This window comes from Sulfurisphaera javensis (assembly GCF_041154675.1).
GTDB lineage: Archaea > Thermoproteota > Thermoprotei_A > Sulfolobales > Sulfolobaceae > Sulfurisphaera > Sulfurisphaera javensis.
Map to the genome: position 1 here is coordinate 191,835 of NZ_AP031322.1, position 22,836 is coordinate 214,670.

The following is a 22,836-nucleotide window of genomic DNA, read 5'->3' on the forward strand; positions in this document are numbered from 1 at the left end:
TTTAAGTCAGACGGGTAAGTTGTCTTCATCTATCTTAGAGGTCCCTACTCATCATACTACTAATAATTGCTAATATACTGCAGATTATAAGCATTACACTCATATTCATTCCTAGGGTAAAAGGAAGTAAAGTAACTAATGTTACTCCGAATCCTCCACCAATAATCCTTCCAACAAGGAAAGATAAATTTGTTCCAGTTCCTCTCATTTTTGGTGGGTAAAGTTCACTTATCCAGACTCCTAAGTAAGAGAAGAATGATGAACCTAAAAATACTGTAAATGTACTCACTACAAGAAGATTTTTATCGTAAAGAGAAAACAAAAATATCAATGAGGCTATTAATGCCACTACAGAAAGTATTATTGAAGTCCTTTTCCTTCCTATAATATCAGATATATAACCAGAAAGTGCGTAAAAGAATATTCCTAAGGCAGAGGCTATGAGTAGTAAATCATAGTTTATTTTGTCAATTTCAAAAAGCGTAGGAATTAATGAAACAAAGGGAACTGTATACAAAAATGCTGAGATAGCTAAGATAGAAGTAATTATCGCAATTTTTATGTCTAATTCTGAGAAATTAGAAAACGGCGAAACTCCTCTCCTACCTCTTGTTTCTTGTATTGTAAAAGAAAGTGGGGATAGAACAAGAGAGAGTAATCCTATTAATAAGAGAGAATAATGTGTTAAAGCAAATAAAAGGGATAAAAGATAACCAGCAAAATATAATCCTTGCATGAAACCTCCTATACTTCCCCTCCCAGATTTTAAAGATTCAGCAACTATAGCATAACTAATTCCGTTTTCACCATTAACTCCAAAACCAACAATAAACCAGGTTACAAATAAGAAATAAACGTTAGAAATAAAATAGGAGATCAAAGTTCCAATTCCAAATAAAAGTACAGAAACGAAAAGTGATATTCTCCTTCCGTAAGAATCTGATAAGGCACCCATTATTAATCCTCCAATTGCTCCTCCAATCCATCCTAATGAAACAACTAAGGCTAAAGTTGTAATTGATGTATGAAGTTCTTTACTTAATGACGGTATTAAAGGGACTATGGAGTAAACTGCAATAGCTGAAATTAAGAAAAGTAATAAAGTTGAAAAAATTGATAATCTCATAAGGAATTGTTTTACTCCGAACTTTTAAGTTTTATCAGTTCTCTAAATAGAATTGAGAATAAGTTACGTGAGACTCAAAGATTTATTCTATTAGTTTAACACTAGTTATTTTTAACGTAAAGAAAAGTGTTTCTTAAGACTTAAGCATTACACTCATATCATTATTTGTAACTCTCATTTGGTGTTTATCCTAAAATTCTTTTTGAAGGATTACGATGCTATTGTACTAATGAGACAAATTTATGACGGTTCTGAACAAATTATTAGATCTCTTTATATACATCGATAAATCTCTTGTACCACTCTTCATATATCTTTCTTGAAACTACGTGAATTTCGAAAATTCCAAATACATTTAATTTCATCAAAATGTGAGCATTCATCTTAGCTTGCAAATCAGCATTTTCACCATATTTATCAGATATGACTAAAACGTCGATATCACTATCTGGTCTAAAATTTCCTCTAACATAACTTCCGAATAGCAGTATCTTAGCATCTGGATCAAGTTCTTTAACAGCTTGTTTTATGATAGATAAATACTTATCTAGATGAGAAAGTACTTCCTCTCTTTCCTTCATATCCTGGAGAAGTAAGTCTATGAAGTCAGGCATTGTTGAACCATCTCTTTAAACTCTTCGACTAACCTTAAAACTTTTTCAGCTTGATCCCTTGTGTACTCAATTGGCATATAACAAGATGAGATATATGCTTGCTGAAGAACAGAAAGCAAGTCTATGTTCTCTTTAATGAAATCATCTACACATTTCTTCTCGTAAATTGTTTTTAAGTAATTGAAGAGTTTAATTAAATCATGAGATTTAGGATAGTCTCCGCTTTTCAAATAAATGAAATACTTTACATAAAGCTGAATGTATTGTTCAACGTTAAAAAGAACCATATCATAAAATCCTTTATCAAAGCTAACTTGTGCAATTACGAGGAATTTTTCAGCTCTTTCCTTAAGAAAGCTCACATAAGATAGTTTAATTTTAAGTTTATAGGATTTTACCACTAGTGATGATGATCTCTAACTTCATAGACTCTTAAAACAGCTAAAGAGAACATGTGAGGAAATAAAGCTTTTTAGACTAAAAGAAAATATTGAGATATGATAAATGAATTATATGGACTTTACACTTCTGATAACTCTAATATTTCTTGTCAATCATTCAATTGCCCCGTAAAAATAGTAGAAGATAATGAATATGGAATAATAGTAAAACTCTCAAACAATCCACCGTATAAAGTTGATTCGCATGAAGCTTTTGTCATGATTTTCCGTGATATAGAGGGAAATATTGTAAGTATTGATATTGAATACAAGGGTATGAATGATGATTCAGATAATTAGAGCAAAATATGAGGTTAAAAAGATAAATCCCACTAAAATTTTAATAAGAACTAAAGAAGAAAATTTAATTATTCAAATTTTTTATTCCTATTGCTATTTTTGCGACTTCTGATTACAAGAGTATCTCTCCCATAGTTAATGCAGTTATTGCAATAGATACTGACAATCCGAAATATGGTGAATTATGTAATCCTCTTAAGTACTCTTCTCACATTCCAGAAAAAATAGTAGAACAGAAAACTTTAGATGAAGGAGAGACCATAATATATCTCAATGAGAAGGAGTATGTAATTAAAGGTAAAATCACTAACCTTAATGTATATACAGATTTAAGGGATCAACTAGGTAACCCGTGTGTGAACATTTCATGGACAGTCTTAACGATTACAAAATAGATTGTAGATTCGTATTTAGTGAAAAGAAGAGAAGACTTTTAGAGAAAAGACTTATTCAAGAAATAATACCTCTTTTAGAATATAGGAACATTTCCTTTATAAAATTCTGTGATATTTTAAATTATGTTTGTCGTAATCCAGACAAATATTCATGCTTACAATGTTATGATAGTAATTTAATGGAATATATTACTAACGTTTGTGCAACAAACTGTGAAAATAAAAGTAGGAAGAGTTTTTTGTTTTAAAATTCAAGATATTCATTTTAATATAATAGCGGAAAGTGATAGAGAACCAATTATAGTTACTTTTTATATAATTTCTGATCCAAAAGATTTTAGAAATAAGTGCAACATAGAATTCTAACTTCTATCTGAAAAAAGAAAACGTGCGTTTAGAGCTAGAATTAACACAAATTGTTCTCATAGCAGTTCACTTATTTCTCCAAATTCTACTTCATTTCCCTTTTCGCAACCAGAATATGCTAATGAGGAAGAGAAAACATAATCCTCGCCCTTGTAAAGTTTATAATATTCTTCCGGTATATTCTTAGCCTTTATGTACTCCACGTTATAGTAATTAAAATAGTAAAGAGAGGATTTCCTACTTTCTCTATCTATGTAAAGAATGAAAAGGTTTAAGGCTGACCTTGTGAATTTTTTAAGATCTTTTACACCCTCTATTCCTTTTGCAGATATATATTTGGCAACAAGCTCAGAATCCACCATCATTTTGGGATTTATGTTAAGATATTTGCCTAATTCTTGCTTATCAACACTACCATTATGGGCTAAAAAGAAAATTTCTTTTTCATTACTCTCTAAATAAGGGTGAGAAAGAAATGAAGCAACTAACGATTTATCACTTGCCAATCTTGCGTGAATTATAACTTTAAATTCTCCATAAAGGGGATCTAACAAGTTGAATAAAATTTCACTTTCATTAAATATTGGATTTCCACTACGATAATGAATTAGCTTTTCCCCATTATAAGCTACTAATCCCCATCCATCTTTATGAACGTCATGAGTTATTGGATCATCTTTTGCAGAGTTTATTAAACAAGAAGCTAGTTTTTTCAGTTTTTCTTTATCCTTCCCAACGTAAGCTAACATTCTGCACATATTTTTATATTAGCTTTTTAGATTAAAATAATATGAGTAACGAAAATGACAAGGAGGATTGGAGTATAACAATTCTTTTAGCTGAAATAGGATTATTAATTGGTATAATTCTAGTACTGTTAAAAATATTACCAGCATTAGCCCACACATAATTATGCAAATCGGAATAGCTGCACATAGCGGGAATGTTTCTCAAGATCTTGTTAAGAAAGCAGAAAGGTTTATTGAAAAAATTTCTGAATGTAAAGATGTAAGACTTCTTTTAGGAGGATATTGGGGCTTAATGAAAGTTATTGTAGATAAAGCGCTTGAATTAAATTTGCCAGTTATTCTTTTACTTCCAATAGAAAGGGAGGAGGTTGAAATCCCTGAAAAAGTAGTAAAAGTTTACACGGGTTGTGAATTTAGATGTAGATCGGTAATGTTGGTAAGATCTTCAGATGTTTTAGTTAGTTTAGGTGGTGGGGTTGGTACAGAAATTGAAATGTTTATGGCTTACGCAATGGGTAGGCCTGTTTATTCTCTAATAAATACTGGGTTATCAACTGATTTATTAAGGTCTTCATTCCCAGAATATTTTGATGATAGGAAAGTTATTAAGATAAAATATTTTGATGACCCAGAAAAATTAGCTATTGCAGTCTGTGAGGAAAGAGAAAAAATAAAAACTGAATTTGGATGAACTTTCAAAGAAGTTAAAATTCACAGTAATACGTTTCAACACCTTTAACATCTACTCTTTCGGAGTAAACATAACCGCCATCTTTTTCTTCATTTGCAGTAGTAATGTATAAAGTCTTTAAATCTGAATCTCCAAAAGTAACTGAAGTCACATGTGATGCTGGTAATCTTATTTCTTGTAGTATTTTTCCTTCAGTAACTCTTAATACTCTTCCTCCACCATATAATGCTACCCATAGCATTCCTTCAGAATCAATTGTCATTCCATCTGGTACTCCAGGATAGGATGAAAGATCTATTACTGTTCTTCTATTACTTATCTCTCCTTTCTCTAAATCAAAATCAAAAACGAAAATTTTCTTTGTTGGTGAATCGATATAGTAAAACTTCTTATTATCTAAACTCCAGGCTAATCCGTTAGAGATTGTAACGTTATCTAAGACTTTTCTGAACTTTAAGTTTAAATCAAGGACGAAAAGACCACCAGTGGGATATTTTTCTTCTAAATTCATTGTTCCTACCCAATATCTTCCTAAGGCGTCACATTTTCCGTCATTAAATCTATTTCTATCATCCCATTCTTTCACTTCATAGAGAAGTTCTACCTTTCCTTCATTTACTATATAAAATCCTTTTCCTGCAGTTGCAATTAGTCCTCCTTTCTTTCTCGGTTGTATTGAGCTTACATAAGTATCAAATTTTATCACATTATGTTCATTTTCCTTAAGACTATGTATTTCTCCATTTAAAATGTCAACAAAATAAAGAGTATCTTTTACCCAAATAGGCCCTTCAAAAAGTCTACCCTTAAATTCTGTAACTCTTTTCATGTGTTAATATCTCCAATCTCAATTATATTTCCTTCTTCATCTTCAAAAACAATCTTTCCTTCCTCAGTGATTACGATATAACCTATTTTATTATTGCATTTGTAAGGAAGTGCGAGTAAAGCCTTACTCTTAACTTGATTAGTAGCAAAAACGGGTGTAAGAGAATCGTTGAATTCTAAAGCTAAGCAATTTGGTGCTTTTTGAAATATTAGGTTTAATAATTCATCAAGGAGTTTCTCGTATTCCTCTCCTATCTGTCTCATTCTTCTTAGATCCTCAAGGTTCATAAGAGTAAGTAAAGGTTTGCCAATAAATTTCTTATTCTAATCTACTGTGAAAATATTTTATTTAATAAATTATCAATAAAATAATTAACTATAAAAATTTTACTCTTTACATATTTTATCTTCTTTAAAATTCCTTTAACAAGGTTTAACATATTTATTATGATAGTTTAAACATCTTGTAAATCAAGTTAAATATGTTAATAAAATGTTTTTCACAAAAATCTTATATATAACATAGATATAATAATAAGTAGATAAATATGTCAGTTTCTGAAAAGCTCGATAGGTTAATGAAACTAAAAGGAGCAATAGCAGCGGGAAGTTTTACTGCAGATGGTAAAGTAGTTGACTATAAAGGTCCATTAAGTAAAGAAATGGCAGAAATGGTAGCAATGATGTGTGCAGCAAATACACTAATGGCAAAAATGCAAGCAGAAGGTTTTACTAAATTTAGTGGGATGAAATGGAGTCCATTACATGGATGGGCCGTAGCTGCTGGAGATTATGCTGTCTGTGTTATGGGATATTATGGAGTTTTCGTAAAGCTATCAGAAGCAGACTTTAACGAAATATTTAAAGTATTGGGAGAAGTAGCTCAATCTTAAAGAAAATTTTTCTTTTTTATTCAATTTTATTTTTAACATATAATTTCTGCAAAATTTCACAATAATGATTTAGTTTTATACCTTCAACTTTGCAGTTTACAGCTATTGCATACGGTATTCCTTTATCATTAAAAGAGATGATTCCTCTACAGTATGGGGTTATATTTACTGATGGAAATGTTTTTAACAAATAGTGTGCTATCAATCTTTTCGTCTCTTCCGATAACTCATTTATAAATGGATATAAAAAACCAGCTAAAGAAACAGGATAATTTAGGCATACGTTTTTAATATCTATTTTGTTATTTTCTATTAAATTACTTACATCTTTTAATAATGAATATACCTCACTAACATCTCCTTCATAATTCCATATTTCTTTTAGCCTCTTTGCAATAATTTTCCTTACTCTTTCATCTTTATAATTCTTGAAGAGTACAGCTAAACCTTTTGGTGTTATGCTAAAATTCTTTTCACCTTTGCTTACATATCCTTCTTTACATAATTTCTTTAAAACTCTCCATGCTGTTGCTGAGGGTATTCCAAGTTCTTGAGAAAGTCTGTATGATGATAGTGGACCTATTAGTGTTAATTTTGTTAATATTTTCATTTCTTTGATAGAACTTTTTGCGGAAAGTAAAAATAAAAAATGTAGTTTAAAACGAGATATAATCTCGATCGCAGAGGGATCTATTTGTCTAACAGAGGAAAGTACGAGACTCTCCTTTATAAAAAATACTATAAAATCTGTGAATATGAAATAACCTAATACCATTTATTATCATATTATATTTACTATATAGGTTTAAAAATTTTATTTATAATAACCCTTTCTTAATAATTATTAATATAATAGAAAAAATGAAAATAACTTAACTTTTAGCCTCTCCATCCGAAACTTCCTATTGGGATAGGCTGGTTACTAACAATCTGGAATGGCGTCATAGGGGCTACTTGGTATGCATATTGACCAGCAAATAATATGTCTGCTCTAGTTAAATAAGCCGCAATTATTGCGAATATCGCTGCAACTAATACTGCATATTTAACTGCTGTAGGAAGGTCAGTAGGTTTAATTTCACCAATAGCCTTACTTGCCTCATTAGGAGGCTGTCTAAACATTATCCTTAACATTGGAGAAGCCACTAAGCTTCCTCCTCCAGCTATTAGAACTGATAAAACAGAGAGCGTTAAATCTAAGTAGAATGTAGTTTGAGATAATAAGTAATCATAAGCTACTTCATCAAATACGTAAATGAAGTTTACAGTTGCGAGAAATAAGAACCATGACGCTAGTTCAGCAATTCCGGAATAAGCTATTAATTTTGCCATTAATCTTCTAGCCACGATTCCTTCATCACCCTTAGTTACAAAAGCTAGTACATATCCAATGCCTGCACCAACAAAAACTCCGCCTGCTAAGAATAGTAGAGGTAGGGCACCATTATTCCAAAAAGGAATTCCAGTAGTTGCAGCAAACTCGAAACCACTATAAGTTGTTGTAAATATTCCAAAAAGCATTCCTAAAACTGCAAATATTATTCTAGCTTTTCTAGCTATTCCTTGAGGTAATTTTAAGAATACAGAAAAAGTATAAAGTAAGGAGAATAACAGAAGTCCGGATACAAATATTATACCCCTAGCCATCCACGAATGAGAGAAGTTTATCAAAGCCTCAATAGGGGACGAAGTTGCAGCTAAAGGTCTTCCTAAATCATAAGCGAAGAAAGCAAATGCTAATATTGTTGCAACAAACACTGTAGGAGCGCCTTTTTTAGCCATACTTGGGTATTTTCCAGTAAGCTCTAATGCACCTATTATAGCCATTAACATACCTGCAACTTCTGTAAAGTACAATGCTAGTGCAACTTCTGTACCCCATAATGGATATTCATTAATTTGTTGAATAGGTGCTTGAATACCATACGGAGGTGGCGCTGGTGCTGTAAAGAGTCCCATTTCTATTCATTTGCACATTAATTAATTATTTAAATAAACATTCACTTCAGTTTTGTAATATGAATAGTTATACATATTTAGCTATCTTTTTAACCTTTCATTAGAAAAATAAAATATGTGAATATTGACGAATTAATAGATCAAGGAAAATATGAAGAAGCACTAAAACAATTGAAAGGAGATGATGAAGATACTAAGCTCTTTAGAGGGTATTTGCTCTATAAACTTAATAAATGTGATGAGGCTATAAAAGAAATACAGAACGTAGATAAATTAGAATCTTATTACATTAGGTTTGAATGTTATAATTTATTAGGCAAAGAGGATGAAGCAGTAAAGTCATTAGAAGAAGGAATAACCAAGTTTCCCTATAGTCATATTCTTTATTTTATGTTGGCTAAACATTATTTTGATAAAAATCAATTAAATAAAGCTTTAGAGTCTATAGATAAAGCTCTTGATATCCTTCCTATAAGTTATGATTACAAATTTCTAAAGGCTAAAATACTTTTCCAAATGGGTAATTATGATGATGCTATAACTTATCTTAATGATGTTATTTCATTAAATCCGAAAAACTTGGAGGCAAGGGTAATGAAAGCTATGTGTTATTATAATGTTGGTTTAAAAATGGATGCTCTCTCAGAGATAAATAAGGCTTTAGATATAGATAAAAATAATGCAAATCTACATTTTCTTAAGGGTAAAATTTATTTCGAAACTGGATTTTATAAATTAGCCTTAGCTGAGTTTAAGATAGCTTTAAGATTAAATCCTTCGCCAGATATGTATTACCACGTTGCCTTATCATATTATATGCTAGGACTTCATAGAGATGCTGATATGTTTATAGATAAGGCTATAGGCATAGAAGAAAGAGGAAGATATTATTCTCTTAAAGCTAGAATAATTAAGGAATTAGGAGATATAGCAAGAGCAAAAGAGTTTGCCAATAAAGCAATAAGCTTAGATCCAGATACGAGAAAAGAACTAGAAGATTTATTATAGTTTTTTATTTCTAGTTATACATATTACTAAACTGAAGTGAAGGTATAAATAATTAATTAATTTAACAACATTTCGATAGGAATGAGTAATTTAAAACTAACGAGGAGAGATTTTCTAAAGCTTTCTGGAATAACAGCGTTAACTACTGCTATCTTATTTGAAGGAGGATCTGTCATAGATAAAGTGTTTAAATCCCAAGAAGATTTCACATATACACTAAATTATACTAATGACGAGATTGTGTATGGTAATTGTTTTCAATGTTTAGGAAGATGTGCATTAGAAATAGTTAGGACTCCACAAGGATTTCCTAGATTCATAACTGGAACAATAGGATGGCATATAAATGATGGTGGAGTTTGTCCTAGAGGTGCCTCTGATGTTTATTACTACTTTGCACCAGCTAGGTTAAGGTTTCCTCTATTAAGGGCTGGCGATAGAGGATCAGGGAAATGGATAGCAATTGATTATGATACTGCTTATGATATAATAATAAATGGTGCTAATGCTTCTAGTTGGAGCAAACTAGGAATATCACCACAACAATTAGGAGTTTCTAACTTTGCTGGTTTACTCAAGATAAGAGAAGAGAACCCACATTCGCTTGCATTCTTCCAAGGACGAGATCAGCTTATTCCGGGTATTACGGCAGGATTCTTTGCTGGTAATTTTGGTACTGCTAATGCTGGAGCTCACGGTGGATTCTGTTCAATGAACGTTTACACTGCTGGAGTTTATGTAACTGGAGCACCAGTTTGGGAATATGCTGGGCCAGATGAGGAAAGAGCACAATATTTTATATTAGCTGGATTAGCTGGAGATCACTTCCCTAATTGGATGAGAAGGATAATAGCAAGAATAAGAGAAAATGGAGGGAAAGTTGTAACTATAGCACCAGAACGTTTTGGATTTTACTCTGTCTCGGATGAACACTTATTCATTAACCCAGCAACTGACGGAGCCTTAGCTATGGGATGGATTAGAGTACTTGTAGACTTTCATTATTATGTTTATAAAGCGTATCTAGCCTCAACTGGTCAAAGTAGTCAAGTGCTCAATCCACAAACACTACAACCAGTATCGCCAGCTTATGATCCTTCAACTGGTCAACTAATAATGCAAACAGTTACTCCTTCTGGAGAAGTTATTCAATTACCACAATTTGGTGACGTACCAACTACTGCAGTATTTCCTCACATAGATGAAGAGTTCTTAAGATACTATACTAATTTATCATGGTTAGTAATCGTTAATCCTAATCCACAGAATGGTGATTGTTTAGATCCAACTGATCCGACTGCTGGAAATAATGTTGGTCTTCATTTAAGAATGCCAGTTAATAACCCAGAATATTCATCTTCTCATCCATGGTTAGAAGCAATAATGGGAAGTGATGGAAATATATATTCTTATGTTGACACACCATGGCAAAAAGGAGTGTTTCCTATTCTCACTCTAGATGAATTACCATCTTCGACGCAGAGTCAGATAGTTCAAGTTCCATATAAATTAAAGAATGGACAAACTGTGAAAGTTCCAGCAATACAAGTTACAGTACCTAAAGCTTTAGGAAGTAATGAAACAATAACTTTAACCGTAACAACAGCTTTTGAATTATTTAGAGCTGAATTACTAAATTATGATCCTTATACACCTTATACACAATCTCCTCAGTATGGTGCACTTAATGTAGCTTATGTAGCTGGAATACCACATGATACTATAGTAAGGATTGCAAATGAAATTGCTACTACGGCTTTCCAGAAGTCAATTTACGAACCTGCAAAGTGGGTTGATTATTTAGGCAGATACCATGATCATGTAGTTGGAAGACCAGTATCAATTTACTTTATGAGAGGATTAGCTGCTCATGCAAATGGTTTCCATAGTGCTGCTGCATATTATTATCTAGTCCTTGTTATTGGAGCTTGGGATAATCCAGGAGCTGATTTGTACAAGTATCCATATCCTCACTATTTCCCTGGTCATGCTGTCCCACCACATCCATTAGCAAATACACCAACATTAGATCAAGATATTGCTAATGCCATACAAGGGCAAAACTTAACATTCCCTAAGACAAGATCTGGTTTCCTAAAGACAGAGTATATTTATAATGATGGTACAGTTGATATTAAGAATGTAGCTATAGTTGGTGCCGGTCCTTATGGTTTTCCAGATGGGCCAGATGACCTAGTAATTTACAAGAATGGAAGACCATTATTAGTTGATAGAGGATATAGCTGGGAAATACCATTAACAACACAAAGGTCAATTAGTGCTGTTGCCTATACAGCATATTATATGAATAAGTATCCTAACCAAGTAGTGCCTTATACAGTTCAAGCTATGATGTGGTACATTACTGCCCCATATTGGAATAACGCTTATACATTGACTGATCTGTTACAAAAGGTAACAGAGAAAGATAATAGTGGAAATTATATAATACCATTCACAATAAGTATAGATTTATTTATGCAAGAGACAAATAATGTGGTAGATTTAATAATTCCGGACTTGTCATTCCTAGAAATTTATGGTTTTCATTCTACTTTCGATAGACCTACCAGTTTGCCACAAGGTCCCTCAGATTCTCTAAATTGGCCAGTACTACCAGCTATGTATCCAGTGTTAGCTGCTGGTGATTTCTTATTAACTTTAGCTTGGTTATTGAGAATATATCCTAATCAAGGTAATAATATAGATCCAACTAAGAATCCTCATTATACAACTCAAGATCCGGTAACTGGTTTGCCTTTAATAAGTCCAGTTACTGTTCATGATCCTCTAACTGGGACTGTAATATTACAACAAGGTCAGCCTGGCTTAATATCTACTGGCATGTTTATATTAAAGAGCGGAACATTATTAGCTGGATATGGCAATGAATTCCAGTATATATTGACTGATGAAAATGGACATCAAACTCCTAATCCTCAACAGCTAAAACTTTATGCATCATTTGTTCCCAATGGTTCTAGCCAACAAGACGTTATAAACCAAATATTAAGTAGTGTGCCTCAAGGACAAACATTCTCTACTGCTACAACTTATAAGATAGCTGCTAATCAAAGATCTAGTGGAATAGAGCATTACTTTAGAATTCCGGTACAATTCCAGCCTAAGCTACAACAAATGCTAGAAAGTATAATTAGCAAATACGCCTCTGGCCAAATGAGCATAGATGACATTAATCCAGGTTATGTAAAAGTAGGAAAAGGCGGAGCCGTATATGTATTACCACCTTCAATTAGATACATGAGAAACGTTAACATGTTCTACTTCAAAGGATGGGGTGCTTATATGCCGGGTGCTTATGGGCCTATTGGATTGCCTTATATACACAGAATATATTTAGAATATCTACAAAAGTTTAGACTAGCAGCCGCTGGTAAATGGCAAGGCTATAACGCTGCCTATTATTACTTCTATCTAAAGACTGGTAATACACAATTCTTAGTCAGAAGTATAGTTCCAAATGATTCTTATGGGAAAGCTCTAGCAAAGAACATATTAGATTATCATAAACCATTTGGTGGATATTATCCACCACCAGCGTGGAATTCTGAGTTAACTTCTGACGGAATAGATTTAAATGAATATCCATTAACGTTCTTCGTGAGAAGGCATGATAGAACATATCATTCTTGGAGTTTTAATGTTCCATGGTTAACTGCTATAATGCCATATAGCGCTGTTATGTTAAGTGCATCAGATCCCTATGTACAAAGTATGGGCATTCAAAGTGGTGACTTTGTTCAATTCGAGGCAGTCAATGAACCTTGGTCTGGAGGATTAAGAACTACATTAACAGCTATAGCATTTCTAGATAATGCAACTAGACCAGGTGCAGCGTGGGTAGTCGTTTCAGCACAAGCTCTACCAAACTTTAGAGGTATGACACCAGATTCTCCACAAGTAAAGTACAGTGTACTAAATAATTGGGCTAATATACTCTATATGCCACCATCAAGAGGAGGTCAATTATCTCCTCAAACAGATAATGCGTTCCCAATAATGTATTTAGATCCTATAACTGGTCAAACATCGTGGCATGATAGTAGGATAAAAATAATTGGTAAAGTATCAGCTTCACACACCTCAGTAACAGCTAATAGATTTGTTTATATGGGTCAAGACTTCTCTGGCCAAGATATAATGTCAGTTATAGTGAATCAAATGGGAGGCTCAATAAGTGTAAGTGGGGTTAGTAACGGAGCACCTTTTGCTCAAGCAGTAAATATACCTCACTTAAGGTTCAATGCAAACAATATGCAATCAACCTCGTTATGGAGTTATGTGGCTCCATATTCATTAGCAGCTAACAATTATCAACTAGGTAATTATAAGATAAGATATGGTTTTGCGGGTGAGTCAACATCAAGTTAAGTTTTTTCTCTTTATAAAGGAGGTGTTAGGTAAATGTCCTCCATAACCCTAAATCCTAAAGAAGGTGGAATTCAAAAGTCTCTTCCCTTTACTCCAAAGAAAAACTATGCAATAATAACCGATTTAAACAAGTGCTTCGGCTGTGCTGGGTGTCAAATGTCATGCAAAGAATGGAATACCTCAGGAATGTTTGGACCACTACCAGATCTAAATCCTTACGGAGAACTTGATGTTATGTTCTGGCTAAGGGTTCTATATGTAGAGGTCGGTAATTATCCCCAAACGAAAGTTTACAATATTCCTATAAACTGTTTCCACTGTATGAATGCTCCATGCGTCCCTGTATGTCCAGTAGGTGCGACGTTTAAGAGAGAAGAGGATGGGATAGTTTTAGTGGACTATAATGAATGCATAGGAACTAAATATTGTATCTATGCATGTCCTTATGGTAATAGGTTCTTCGATTATGTTGAAGGTGTTACCAAAAAGTGTACTCACTGTTTCGATAGAATATACGATCCAACATTGCCTCCTGAAGAAAGAATTCCTGCATGTATTCATGGATGTATGGTTCAAGCTAGGATATGGGCTGACAGATTAGATCCTACTGATCCGGGTAACATATTATTTATAGATAAAGGAGGTTTTGTATTAGGACCAGAAACTGGTGCTAATCCAGCTAGTGGATATTTACCATGGCACAGTGATTATGCTGCAGATAATGATGTTGAGTTACTAAGTCAAGCTGAGTATTATAATGTTTGGACATCAAACGGAGTTGTTATACTAGGTAGCCAAGGTAATAATTCTACTTATACTGAGCAAAATCAAGGTGGATCTTCTTCAAGTTAAGGTGTTTTTTATGTCTTCTCTTCTTGAAATTGCATCTATGAGATTTTTAGTTTATGATTCTTTTAGTCAATTATTCCTTTATAATTATTATGATGAGGATTACAGTCAATTAATCAAAAAGCTAGGGAAATTGAAGGATATAGGCGAAATAAACTCAATAGTAGATTTTCAATCAATATGGGAAAAATTAACCTCATCTAAAAAATCTGATTACTTAATTGAATATTCTACTCTTTTCCTAACTGGTCTTGGAGTTAAACCTTTAACACCAGTTGAAAGTAAGCGTTTCTTCTCTTTAATGGGAGAGAAGGTGGCAAAGTTCAGAAAAGATGACATTTTGCGTTTTTACCGTTCTAGAGGGCTTAAGCTAAATTATTTAGGACAATTTATATTCGAAGAGGATCATATTTCAACTATTTTTGCCTTTATGGCTTATCTTATAAATGAGGAATTAAAGTTAAGACAAGAAAGAAAAGACGTTTACAAGAATTTAATGGATCAAAAGAATTTCTTTTTAACTCATATATATGGCTGGATACCAGATTGGATAAACGATGTAATTAGTGATAAGAGATCGGATATTTTCAAAGTAGTTTGTAAGGAGTTAAGAAAATGGATTGACTTCGAGAACAATTACTTATTGAGGGGGAGTAAAAATTGAATATAGGACTTGTGGTAACTAGAAAAGTAAGAGAAGAATTAACGGATGATTTTCTGGTTAAAATATATAAAGAAAGCGGTATTCCTTATGTCGCTGAATTTGGTGATTATTTGACTACTGATGTAAGAGATAATGAACTTCAAGGACTTTTAATAATCTCTGAAAATGACATGTCAAAATTTGTATCTGAGGCTGACGAGAAATTAGGAATAAATCCATTAGCTATCGAAGTATTACCACTTCAATGGTTTATTAAAAAGTCTGAAAATTACAAATTTACTTTGCTTATGGCATATATAAGAAAATTAATGAAACAAGATTTAGTATATAGACTTCAGCCAATAAAGAATGTTACAATAACAAGAAGATCTTTAATAAGATTTAAGCTCTATGATTATAAACCTTATCCAGTACTCTTTGACTCGATATTTGCTGAAAGGGAAATAAATACACTGATTTCATCTTGCCCTAAAAACTTAATAGCAAAAAGCATTGAGGGAGTTGCTGTAACTTCTCCAGAAAATTGTTCTTATTGTGGTTATTGTACTGCGAAAGGCTATTTAGGATATTTAGAAATGCCTAATTTTACGACTGATCAGTTAGTTTATTTTCTTAATGCAATAAATTATTATGACGAGAAAGCTAGAGCTTTATTATTCACAAAATCTCAAGATTTAAGCATAAGTGAAGGTCAGTATCCTCTTTTAGTTCCATCTATTGCTTCAATTCCAGATGTATTCGTTTATGTTGTATACGCTTCTGGTCTTATTCCAGTAATCGTGACAGGAGAGGACTTAACAGAGTTAGAAAAGAAAAGATTGGAAGAAATTCCAGATTATTTTCCAGCTTCTAAATTACCTATATATAAGATTAATAAGAAAGAAATAGATAAACTGAATTTTCAGATCAGTCTTAAGAAGTCTCTAATTCCAGAGGATTTACCATTAAAGAAATATAGAAGGAGAACTCTTTATTTATGGGCTATAGAGGAAATGAAAAATAAGGTTAAACTTGATGAAGAGGCTGTAATTCCTGATGTTTATTTCGTAGATGTTGATCCTAATAAATGTGTTTTATGTGGTGTCTGTGTAAGAGCATGTCAAATGATAGTCCCAGATATGAAAAACTTGAATGGATCCCTCTCATTAGAGTATAATATACCGATGTGTATTGGTTCGCAAAGATGTGTAAAGAATTGCCCAGAAAACGCTATAAAAGTTGAGAGGTTTGCAAAGTTGAAAGAGTTAAAGAAGGTTACTGTTAATCAAGCCGAAATTGCTAAGTGTAGGTATTGTGGTAAGCCAATAGGTTCAGTTAAGGTAAAATCAAGAGTTGATACTCTTTTAATAAATATGGGCTTCAGTGGAACGGCACAGTATACTGATGTTTGTAATGAGTGTAAGCAAAAGATGTTAACTAAAATGTGGCTAGAAAACTATTTAAAAATAAAAGGAGGAAAATAAAATGTATATATTCGCTTTTAATTTCTTAAATACAATAGCTAAAGTAAAAGAAGATATTATAAAACAAATATATGATTTACAGTGCGTTCTCAACACTTATACTTTAGCTAGAGTCTATATTCCTTTTACAGCTTTATTACAATCAAAGGGAATAAAGCTTGACCTTGAGTTATTTCAAGATGCACTTATGTTAGAAGAGTTAAGCTATAGGGCACGGATATTTATCATAACGAACTTAGAAAAAATGTTTGTCAAACAATTTTTAATAAAGCACAATATTGATGTTTTTATTCAAGATGTTATATCAGCTGAGGAGATTAAAAGATATAAGCCCTCTACGGAATTTTTTGAATATGTCACTAAGAGAACAAATACTGTAAAAGGTGCAATAACTGTAGTTTCCTCAAATCCGCAAGATATAATTGTAGCAAAATCATTAGGCTTTAAAGCATATTGGTTAAATCGTTCATCTATACAATTTCCGTTTCCAGTTAATTTACAACCTGATAATGTGATAAAGACGATAACTTATTTAGCAGAGTCAACTGCTCGACATAAAGTAGACTCAACTATGGGTGATTCAGCTCTGAGGTGTAGTTAATGGCCACAGATACAGAAATATATAATTGGTTTGTAGAGTTAGGAATGAAAGTTGAAAAGGTCACTTCTGGTAATGCTTATTTTCATATAACTGTTTCTCCACCTATAGAAAACAGTGTTAAAGTTTCAATACTTAGGTCGCATCCTAACGCAACATACTATATAATTACTGTTATAGTTGATCTTGATCATGAAAAGATAAAAAGAAATCCTTCTATACTAAAGAACATAAAATTAGAACTAATTAGGATGAACTTAGAATTTTTCTTTATGCCTCCAGATGCTGAAATACCAAAGAGTGTCCAAATAGGCAAAATTGTGTTTGCTGAAGGGTTAACAAAAAATGAAATATTAAATACTGTAACTTTAGTCAAAAATGGGGCTTATATGATTTTAACTCTTTTAGAAGGTTAGTATTTGGTATCCCTCGTTTGCAAATTTAACTATCACGTCTGCTCCTTTAGATATCTCGTTAAAGTATATCAAATCTTCTTTGTTCACATTATAGTTCTTCATTGCCATTTCACATGCATAAACAGTGATATTCATTTTCTTTAAGTTTTCTTGAGCTTTATTAACTATTTGTGACACGTCATTTTTCTTATTTAGTGCTGTTATCCCGGGTCCTAGGAAAACCATTTTAACGTCATCTGCCCCCATCATTTTTAATCCTTGAGCTACATTAACTGCTGTATTTACATTTAGTTGATCTTGGGATTTTACAACAAGAAGGAACTTTGCCATTTTTTATCATTTTAAAACCTACTTTATTTGATTTAAGTTTAACTGATAAAAATTATTTTTAGTTTTTTAATAGGTTTGACGGTAGAGAGTAATGCTTAAAAAGAATCATAGCGTAAGTAGTAGAGTGAAACTCAAATATCTAATACCTTTGGCTTTAGCCATATGGTGGCTTCCCATACTAAGTGGATTAATATTAGGTTTTGTTACCTCCTTTTTAGAAAGAGAACATAAGAAAGGTGTCTTAACAATAATTTTATCTTCATTAATAGCCTCAGCATTTTACATTTCTCTAGCAATTTATGTACTTAAAGTTCCATTTCTAGGAAATCTCTTGCCGACTTTTTCAGTCATTTTTTCAATTATTGATACTGTAATAGCTACACTTACGTTTAATTTTATTTTTTATAAGTCTTCATATTCTACAATAACTACCGATGGAATGTATACTGAATTTTACGTCTCATCAAGAGAGGAAATAGAAGATAGATTAAAGGATTTATTAGTTAATTGTAGGGATCCACAATTAACACTTTCAGAAGATAAAATTTCAGTTCATAGAGAATGTTCTGGGTATATCGTAGATTATGAAATGATAGAAGCTGGCAAAAATAAATATAAAGTAAGATTACAAGTAAAGAAAAAAGAGGATTAAATAAACAAATTTTAAAAATGTCAAATCATAAGCATATAATGGATGTCAAGATCATCTGAAAAGGAGGAACAACAAGAACCTAAAAGAGAAATAGGTCTTAGGGATCTTGTTTTTCTTTCACTAGGTGGTCAATCACCTTTTCTTAGTGTTTTAATATATGGGGTTGAGGCTTTCATTATAGCTGGAGAATTTGCCCCTTTAGCAATTATCTTAGGTACTTTACTAGTTTTAGGCAATGGATTAGTAGTTTATAAACTCTCAACAAAATTTACAAAAGAAGGAGGCTACTACACATATGCATATTACTCATTAACAAAGAGGCTTGGCTTTGAAACTGGATGGACTTATTTATTATATTCCTCGTTTTATGGAGTAGCATATGCTCTAGGTTCTGCTTACGTTTTAAGTACAGTTTTCAACGTAAATCCTCTCATAATTATGGGAATTATTCTAGGAATATCTTCAATTCTAGCTATATCTGGGAAAAAACCCTCATTTAAGTATGCTATTTTTGCCAGTATATTAGAAATAGTAATGTTGACAGCTGTCGCTGGATCTTTTTTATATTCTACTCATTTTACGTTTTATAACCCTATAGCTAAACTTCCACCAATAAGTCAGATCGCATTAGCAGTTATATTTGGTTCAAGCATTCCAACTGGTTATGGTTCAATTACACCTTTATCCGGTGAGGTTAAAGATCCTAAGAAGACTGTACCTAGAGCAATAATAACAGTTATATTACTGGGGGGTTTACTTGCTGCATTAGATATCTATGCAATAACCGATCATATTGTTTTCTTTCATTTACCTACATCAAATTTAGATGTTCTGCATTTAATTGAGGATAGGTTTGGGATAATTACTCTAGCTTTTGTGCTCTTAGCAGCTGTTAATGACGGTATATTAGCTACTTTAACTTTTATGTTTGCTACTTCTAGAACTATATATGCAATGGCTTATCATGATTTTTTCCCTAAAATATTATCTAAATTAATTAATGGTAGTGAGCCGATTTATGCTGTAGCTCTTGCTGTAGGAGCTTATTGGCTTATATCATTCGTATCAACTTTTCTTATGGGATTTAATGTTGAAAATGCATTTGTTGCTGTAGGTTTAATATCGTTATTTGCCAACATCTACGTTCACCTAGCTTCAGATTTTTCCTTATTTAGAATATCTTTAAAGAGAATAAGAAAAAGAATAATGGAAGTTACATTATCTATAATGTCTATAATCTTCACATCATATATTATGATAACCTCTGTAGAATCTTCCCCTGCTATAGCTTTAGATATTTTCCTATTGTGGTTAATAATAGGTTTCTTTATCGCTGAAATAATAGATATGAGCAAAGAAAAAGAAGAAGAGGAAGAATAGGAATATCTTATTCCTCTTCCTCAATCTCTTTCACTTTGATTTCCTTTCCAGATTCTTCCTCAATTTTTTCAGTCTCCTCTATAGCTTTCTTCATTTCCTCAATTTCCTCTTTAGGTAATGGCTCAGCTTCAGCTTTAAGGTTAGTTATTCTTAAATATTTATCCCATTGAACTATGATACCTTCATCAGTTATATCCATTGGATGTCTAACCATTGAGATCTTACTATCCCTCATTTTCCAAACTATAATAGATCGGTAAAGTTGACCTTCAAACTCATCTAAGTCAAGCCTAATTATACCATCAACTGCATGTTCTACTCCGGGTCCACCAAAACCTCTTTCTCCAGCTGAAACCTGACTTACGAAAATCGCTGTACATCCTAATCCAGCGATTATTCTTTTTAATTGCATCACAATCGATCTAGCCATTGCAGGTTTATTAAGATACAGCGTACTAACGGAATCAACTGCTATCCTTTTAGCTCCAGTATTTTTTATTGCCTCCCTTAAAACACTGCTTAATTCACCTACATTATCAGGATCTTTTACCAAGTACTTTTCTTTCTGTGCTGTTGAACCAATTCCAGCAGTAAAAGCGTCTACAATTGCAAACTTTCCTTCTTTTTCATATTTTGTTATATCCCAGCCAAAGTGCTTAAAGCTTCTAACTACCGAAACGGGATGTTCCTCGAGTGCAACAAATACTCCGGGTTCATCTTTCTTAACTATACCGTTATATAAGAACTGTTTAGCCATTATTGATTTTCCAGTACCAGGTCCACCAGAAACTAATACAATATTTCTTTCTGGTATTCCTCCGTAAAGGATTTCATCCAAACCGGGAACATATGTTCTAACTCTCGGAACTTTCATCGATAATGTTATTATATCTTAAATAATAAAACTAGTTGTGATTAAGTTAGGCATTGTTTATGATAATCTTCTATCTCCTACATTTGCCGGTGGTGGTTTTGTTCACTCTTTTGAAGTTGTTACTAGATTAAAGAAAGATTTTGATATAATTTATTTCCCTTCAAGCAAGGTTTTAAGATGGGATAAAGATAAAGTAAAAGAAAAAGTAAAAGAACTTGAAAGGCAAGGTATAAAAGTTAGCCAAGATTTTTACTCGCTCTTGGATAAAGTAAAAGAAAAGCCTAGTTTATTTAATTCTGAAAAGTTATCTAAGACTTTTGCTTCTGCTTACGATGTTTCAAATATTGATTTCCTTTATGAACCAGACCATACTTCATTTGACATATTTTATTTAGGTGGTAAACTAAAAAAGTTTGGATTAGCAATTCATGAGCCTCTCTTTTACAATAACTCTTTTGAGTATTTAAAGAGGCTTATGAAGTTTTATGGAATTAACCCTTACACTGGTAAAGGATTTTATACTAGATTTCTTTATAACTTACTCTTTTCAAAAAGGATCCATTTACGTCTTTTAAAGAAATATAAGCCTACTTTTATTGCTTCAGTGAGTAAAGGTAGTTTGGAGATATCTGGTATAAATGGTGAAGTAATATATCCGGGTAATGCATTTGATCCAGAGCTTTTAAAATACAGAGGTAAAGGTAAGGAGGATTATGTTGTATTTTGGAGTAGGTTAAATCAAGATAAAGGAATAAGAGAATTACCAGATATTTTAAAAATTATAAACTCTACTAAAAGAACAAAATTAGTATTAATGGGAAAATTTTTTGATAAATATAATGAAAAAAAATTTTGGAAAAAAGTTAAAAAATATAATTTAGACGTAGAATATTTAGGTTTTGTGGAAAGAAAAAAGCTTTATGAAATAGTCTCAAAAGCTAAGCTCTTTATTTATCCTACACATGTAGACGGATTTTCATTAGTAGTACTTGAGGCTTTAGCTTTAGGAACTCCGGTCGTCGCTTATGATATTCCTGCAATTAGAACAGTTTATTCTGATTTAAGCGCAGTAAAAATTGTGAAAGAGTTTGATATAGAAGGAATAGCAAAAGAGTCACTAAAAATTCTTGGAATGAAAGAGTCAGAAATAATAGATTTAATGAATGAGGAAAAACTTCTTTATTTTTTAAAAATTCATTCTAGTTGGAATAATGTTGCTGAGAGTGTAAAAAAGATATTGTTAAAATATATTCAACAAACTAACTATTAGTAATATCTTCTATAATTGATTACTCTCTCACTTTTCACACCTTCTTTAAAAGCAACATATGTTATTACAAATCCTATTCCAATAGCTAAAGCTATGACAGCAATAACATCTAGTATCGAGAAGTCACTCGAGTCAATTGCTCTTCTTATTGATTTCCATGCAGATAAAAAGCCAGTGATATAATCGTAAGCATCCCAAATTGTTGCGAAAGCATTCCAGACAGTAATTAATCCAGCCTTCCAATCTCTACCTTTTACTGTTGCTATTGCTGAGAATGTAGTTGCTATTACACCCCACATAACTATTGCTAATCCAAAGAAGAGAAAACTAAAGCTTAATAGAAATACAGTATCTGAAAAAGATAGATAACCAAGTTCAGCAAGAATGATAGTCAGTATTAAAGCTATAATGTAAGACATTGGTAGAAAACCACCAAGCACATAAGTCAGTTCTCCTATTCCTTTTCTATATGCAAAAATTTTGCCAGAATTATAGCTGTTCCATATTGAAATTACCACGTCTATTACAATAAATAGAATTGCTAATATTAGTCCAAGCATGAATTATACTTCTACTGAA

The 22,836-nt window shown here is 32.2% G+C and carries 24 protein-coding genes; 13 read left to right on the plus strand and 11 right to left on the minus strand.

Annotated features, from left to right (window positions below; translation table 11 throughout):
• Positions 1-34 precede the first annotated feature (34 nt).
• The 3 genes from ACAM25_RS00955 to ACAM25_RS00965 form a co-directional block, all read right to left on the minus strand.
• Entirely contained in the window at positions 35-1,126 is a 1,092-nt protein-coding gene (locus tag ACAM25_RS00955) for an MFS transporter (RefSeq protein ID WP_369610486.1), read from the minus strand.
• 263 nt (positions 1,127-1,389) lie between these two features.
• Positions 1,390-1,740, minus strand: a complete 351-nt coding sequence (locus tag ACAM25_RS00960) for a nucleotidyltransferase domain-containing protein (protein ID WP_369610487.1) — start codon at positions 1,738-1,740, stop codon at positions 1,390-1,392.
• Complete coding sequence (locus ACAM25_RS00965; RefSeq protein ID WP_369610488.1) at positions 1,725-2,102, minus strand: HEPN domain-containing protein; 378 nt, start codon at positions 2,100-2,102, stop codon at positions 1,725-1,727. Before ACAM25_RS00965 ends, ACAM25_RS00960 begins: the two co-directional genes overlap by 16 nt.
• Before the next feature lie 135 nt (positions 2,103-2,237).
• Between ACAM25_RS00965 and ACAM25_RS00970 the strand changes: the two genes are divergently transcribed.
• Entirely contained in the window at positions 2,238-2,480 is a 243-nt protein-coding gene (locus tag ACAM25_RS00970) for a hypothetical protein (protein ID WP_369610489.1), read from the plus strand.
• 817 nt (positions 2,481-3,297) lie between these two features.
• Here the strand turns inward: ACAM25_RS00970 and ACAM25_RS00975 are convergent.
• A complete protein-coding gene (locus ACAM25_RS00975) occupies positions 3,298-3,999 on the minus strand; it encodes a class II glutamine amidotransferase (RefSeq protein WP_369610490.1) in 702 nt (233 codons plus the stop codon).
• A 154-nt stretch (positions 4,000-4,153) separates the two neighbouring features.
• Between ACAM25_RS00975 and ACAM25_RS00980 the strand changes: the two genes are divergently transcribed.
• On the plus strand, positions 4,154-4,681 hold the full coding sequence (locus tag ACAM25_RS00980; RefSeq protein WP_369610491.1) for an LOG family protein: 528 nt from the start codon (positions 4,154-4,156) through the stop codon (positions 4,679-4,681).
• A gap of 13 nt (positions 4,682-4,694) precedes the next feature.
• Here the strand turns inward: ACAM25_RS00980 and ACAM25_RS00985 are convergent, their stop codons facing one another.
• Positions 4,695-5,510 (minus strand): SMP-30/gluconolactonase/LRE family protein, encoded by an 816-nt coding sequence (locus ACAM25_RS00985; RefSeq protein WP_369610492.1) that lies wholly within the window; start codon positions 5,508-5,510, stop codon positions 4,695-4,697.
• Positions 5,507-5,797: a hypothetical protein gene (locus tag ACAM25_RS00990; protein ID WP_369610493.1), complete on the minus strand. Its 291-nt coding sequence runs from the start codon at positions 5,795-5,797 to the stop codon at positions 5,507-5,509. Before ACAM25_RS00990 ends, ACAM25_RS00985 begins: the two co-directional genes overlap by 4 nt.
• A 260-nt stretch (positions 5,798-6,057) precedes the next feature.
• Between ACAM25_RS00990 and ACAM25_RS00995 the strand changes: the two genes are divergently transcribed.
• Positions 6,058-6,402: a DUF2173 family protein gene (locus ACAM25_RS00995; protein ID WP_369610494.1), complete on the plus strand. Its 345-nt coding sequence runs from the start codon at positions 6,058-6,060 to the stop codon at positions 6,400-6,402.
• A 16-nt stretch (positions 6,403-6,418) separates the two neighbouring features.
• Here the strand turns inward: ACAM25_RS00995 and ACAM25_RS01000 are convergent, their stop codons facing one another.
• Both ACAM25_RS01000 and nrfD read right to left on the minus strand, forming a co-directional pair.
• A complete protein-coding gene (locus tag ACAM25_RS01000) occupies positions 6,419-7,012 on the minus strand; it encodes a MarR family transcriptional regulator (RefSeq protein WP_369610495.1) in 594 nt (197 codons plus the stop codon).
• A gap of 269 nt (positions 7,013-7,281) precedes the next feature.
• Positions 7,282-8,361: an NrfD/PsrC family molybdoenzyme membrane anchor subunit gene (nrfD, locus tag ACAM25_RS01005; RefSeq protein WP_369610496.1), complete on the minus strand. Its 1,080-nt coding sequence runs from the start codon at positions 8,359-8,361 to the stop codon at positions 7,282-7,284.
• 117 nt (positions 8,362-8,478) lie between these two features.
• Here nrfD and ACAM25_RS01010 point away from each other — a divergent pair, with 117 nt between their 5' ends.
• The 7 genes from ACAM25_RS01010 to ACAM25_RS01040 all read left to right on the plus strand — a co-directional run bounded on the left by ACAM25_RS01010 (position 8,479) and on the right by ACAM25_RS01040 (position 17,751).
• A complete protein-coding gene (locus tag ACAM25_RS01010; RefSeq protein ID WP_369610497.1) occupies positions 8,479-9,369 on the plus strand; it encodes a tetratricopeptide repeat protein in 891 nt (296 codons plus the stop codon).
• Between the two features lie 81 nt (positions 9,370-9,450).
• Complete coding sequence (locus ACAM25_RS01015) at positions 9,451-13,761, plus strand: oxidoreductase (RefSeq protein ID WP_369610498.1); 4,311 nt, start codon at positions 9,451-9,453, stop codon at positions 13,759-13,761.
• A gap of 33 nt (positions 13,762-13,794) precedes the next feature.
• The gene (locus ACAM25_RS01020; RefSeq protein WP_369610499.1) at positions 13,795-14,613 is read left to right on the plus strand and encodes a 4Fe-4S dicluster domain-containing protein; all 819 of its coding nucleotides are present in this window, start codon (positions 13,795-13,797) and stop codon (positions 14,611-14,613) included.
• Between the two features lie 10 nt (positions 14,614-14,623).
• Positions 14,624-15,274, plus strand: coding sequence for a molecular chaperone (locus tag ACAM25_RS01025; RefSeq protein WP_369610500.1), 651 nt, complete (start codon positions 14,624-14,626; stop codon positions 15,272-15,274).
• A complete protein-coding gene (locus ACAM25_RS01030; protein ID WP_369610501.1) occupies positions 15,271-16,737 on the plus strand; it encodes a 4Fe-4S ferredoxin in 1,467 nt (488 codons plus the stop codon). The genes ACAM25_RS01025 and ACAM25_RS01030 overlap by 4 nt, the downstream gene beginning before the upstream one ends.
• Before the next feature lies 1 nt (position 16,738).
• Positions 16,739-17,338, plus strand: coding sequence for an HAD family hydrolase (locus ACAM25_RS01035; RefSeq protein ID WP_369610502.1), 600 nt, complete (start codon positions 16,739-16,741; stop codon positions 17,336-17,338).
• The gene (locus ACAM25_RS01040; protein WP_369610503.1) at positions 17,338-17,751 is read left to right on the plus strand and encodes a DUF2299 domain-containing protein; all 414 of its coding nucleotides are present in this window, start codon (positions 17,338-17,340) and stop codon (positions 17,749-17,751) included. Before ACAM25_RS01035 ends, ACAM25_RS01040 begins: the two co-directional genes overlap by 1 nt.
• Here the strand turns inward: ACAM25_RS01040 and ACAM25_RS01045 are convergent.
• Positions 17,740-18,081 carry a DsrE family protein gene (locus ACAM25_RS01045; protein WP_369610504.1) on the minus strand — a complete coding sequence of 114 codons (342 nt, stop codon included), beginning with the start codon at positions 18,079-18,081 and terminating at the stop codon, positions 17,740-17,742. The genes ACAM25_RS01040 and ACAM25_RS01045 overlap by 12 nt on opposite strands.
• 124 nt (positions 18,082-18,205) lie before the next feature.
• On the opposite strand from ACAM25_RS01045, the gene ACAM25_RS01050 reads away from it, so the two are divergent.
• Together ACAM25_RS01050 and ACAM25_RS01055 are read left to right on the plus strand one after the other, a co-directional pair.
• A complete protein-coding gene (locus ACAM25_RS01050) occupies positions 18,206-18,733 on the plus strand; it encodes a hypothetical protein (RefSeq protein WP_369610505.1) in 528 nt (175 codons plus the stop codon).
• 42 nt (positions 18,734-18,775) lie between these two features.
• Positions 18,776-20,113 (plus strand): APC family permease, encoded by a 1,338-nt coding sequence (locus ACAM25_RS01055; protein ID WP_369610506.1) that lies wholly within the window; start codon positions 18,776-18,778, stop codon positions 20,111-20,113.
• Between the two features lie 7 nt (positions 20,114-20,120).
• On the opposite strand, the gene ACAM25_RS01060 is transcribed toward ACAM25_RS01055, so the two are convergent.
• Entirely contained in the window at positions 20,121-20,987 is an 867-nt protein-coding gene (locus tag ACAM25_RS01060) for a KaiC domain-containing protein (protein ID WP_369610507.1), read from the minus strand.
• Between the two features lie 37 nt (positions 20,988-21,024).
• Here ACAM25_RS01060 and ACAM25_RS01065 point away from each other — a divergent pair, with 37 nt between their 5' ends.
• Positions 21,025-22,257 carry a glycosyltransferase gene (locus ACAM25_RS01065; protein ID WP_369610508.1) on the plus strand — a complete coding sequence of 411 codons (1,233 nt, stop codon included), beginning with the start codon at positions 21,025-21,027 and terminating at the stop codon, positions 22,255-22,257.
• On the opposite strand, the gene ACAM25_RS01070 is transcribed toward ACAM25_RS01065, so the two are convergent.
• On the minus strand, positions 22,254-22,817 hold the full coding sequence (locus ACAM25_RS01070; RefSeq protein WP_369610509.1) for a hypothetical protein: 564 nt from the start codon (positions 22,815-22,817) through the stop codon (positions 22,254-22,256). The two genes, ACAM25_RS01065 and ACAM25_RS01070, sit on opposite strands and share 4 nt — an antisense overlap.
• Between the last annotated feature and the right edge of the window lie 19 nt (positions 22,818-22,836).

What these genes read in the sequence shown, in the direction of transcription:
- ACAM25_RS00955 (WP_369610486.1), bottom strand. Translation starts at nt 1,126, where the DNA reads ATGAGATTATCAATTTTTTCAACTTTATTACTTTTCTTAATTTCAGCT.
- ACAM25_RS00960 (WP_369610487.1), bottom strand. Translation starts at nt 1,740, where the DNA reads ATGCCTGACTTCATAGACTTACTTCTCCAGGATATGAAGGAAAGAGAG.
- ACAM25_RS00970 (WP_369610489.1), top strand. Translation starts at nt 2,238, where the DNA reads ATGATAAATGAATTATATGGACTTTACACTTCTGATAACTCTAATATT.
- ACAM25_RS00975 (WP_369610490.1), bottom strand. Translation starts at nt 3,999, where the DNA reads ATGTGCAGAATGTTAGCTTACGTTGGGAAGGATAAAGAAAAACTGAAA.
- ACAM25_RS00980 (WP_369610491.1), top strand. Translation starts at nt 4,154, where the DNA reads ATGCAAATCGGAATAGCTGCACATAGCGGGAATGTTTCTCAAGATCTT.
- ACAM25_RS00985 (WP_369610492.1), bottom strand. Translation starts at nt 5,510, where the DNA reads ATGAAAAGAGTTACAGAATTTAAGGGTAGACTTTTTGAAGGGCCTATT.
- ACAM25_RS00990 (WP_369610493.1), bottom strand. Translation starts at nt 5,797, where the DNA reads ATGAACCTTGAGGATCTAAGAAGAATGAGACAGATAGGAGAGGAATAC.
- ACAM25_RS00995 (WP_369610494.1), top strand. Translation starts at nt 6,058, where the DNA reads ATGTCAGTTTCTGAAAAGCTCGATAGGTTAATGAAACTAAAAGGAGCA.
- ACAM25_RS01000 (WP_369610495.1), bottom strand. Translation starts at nt 7,012, where the DNA reads ATGAAAATATTAACAAAATTAACACTAATAGGTCCACTATCATCATAC.
- nrfD (WP_369610496.1), bottom strand. Translation starts at nt 8,361, where the DNA reads ATGGGACTCTTTACAGCACCAGCGCCACCTCCGTATGGTATTCAAGCA.
- ACAM25_RS01015 (WP_369610498.1), top strand. Translation starts at nt 9,451, where the DNA reads ATGAGTAATTTAAAACTAACGAGGAGAGATTTTCTAAAGCTTTCTGGA.
- ACAM25_RS01020 (WP_369610499.1), top strand. Translation starts at nt 13,795, where the DNA reads ATGTCCTCCATAACCCTAAATCCTAAAGAAGGTGGAATTCAAAAGTCT.
- ACAM25_RS01025 (WP_369610500.1), top strand. Translation starts at nt 14,624, where the DNA reads ATGTCTTCTCTTCTTGAAATTGCATCTATGAGATTTTTAGTTTATGAT.
- ACAM25_RS01035 (WP_369610502.1), top strand. Translation starts at nt 16,739, where the DNA reads ATGTATATATTCGCTTTTAATTTCTTAAATACAATAGCTAAAGTAAAA.
- ACAM25_RS01040 (WP_369610503.1), top strand. Translation starts at nt 17,338, where the DNA reads ATGGCCACAGATACAGAAATATATAATTGGTTTGTAGAGTTAGGAATG.
- ACAM25_RS01045 (WP_369610504.1), bottom strand. Translation starts at nt 18,081, where the DNA reads ATGGCAAAGTTCCTTCTTGTTGTAAAATCCCAAGATCAACTAAATGTA.
- ACAM25_RS01055 (WP_369610506.1), top strand. Translation starts at nt 18,776, where the DNA reads ATGTCAAGATCATCTGAAAAGGAGGAACAACAAGAACCTAAAAGAGAA.
- ACAM25_RS01060 (WP_369610507.1), bottom strand. Translation starts at nt 20,987, where the DNA reads ATGAAAGTTCCGAGAGTTAGAACATATGTTCCCGGTTTGGATGAAATC.
- ACAM25_RS01070 (WP_369610509.1), bottom strand. Translation starts at nt 22,817, where the DNA reads ATGCTTGGACTAATATTAGCAATTCTATTTATTGTAATAGACGTGGTA.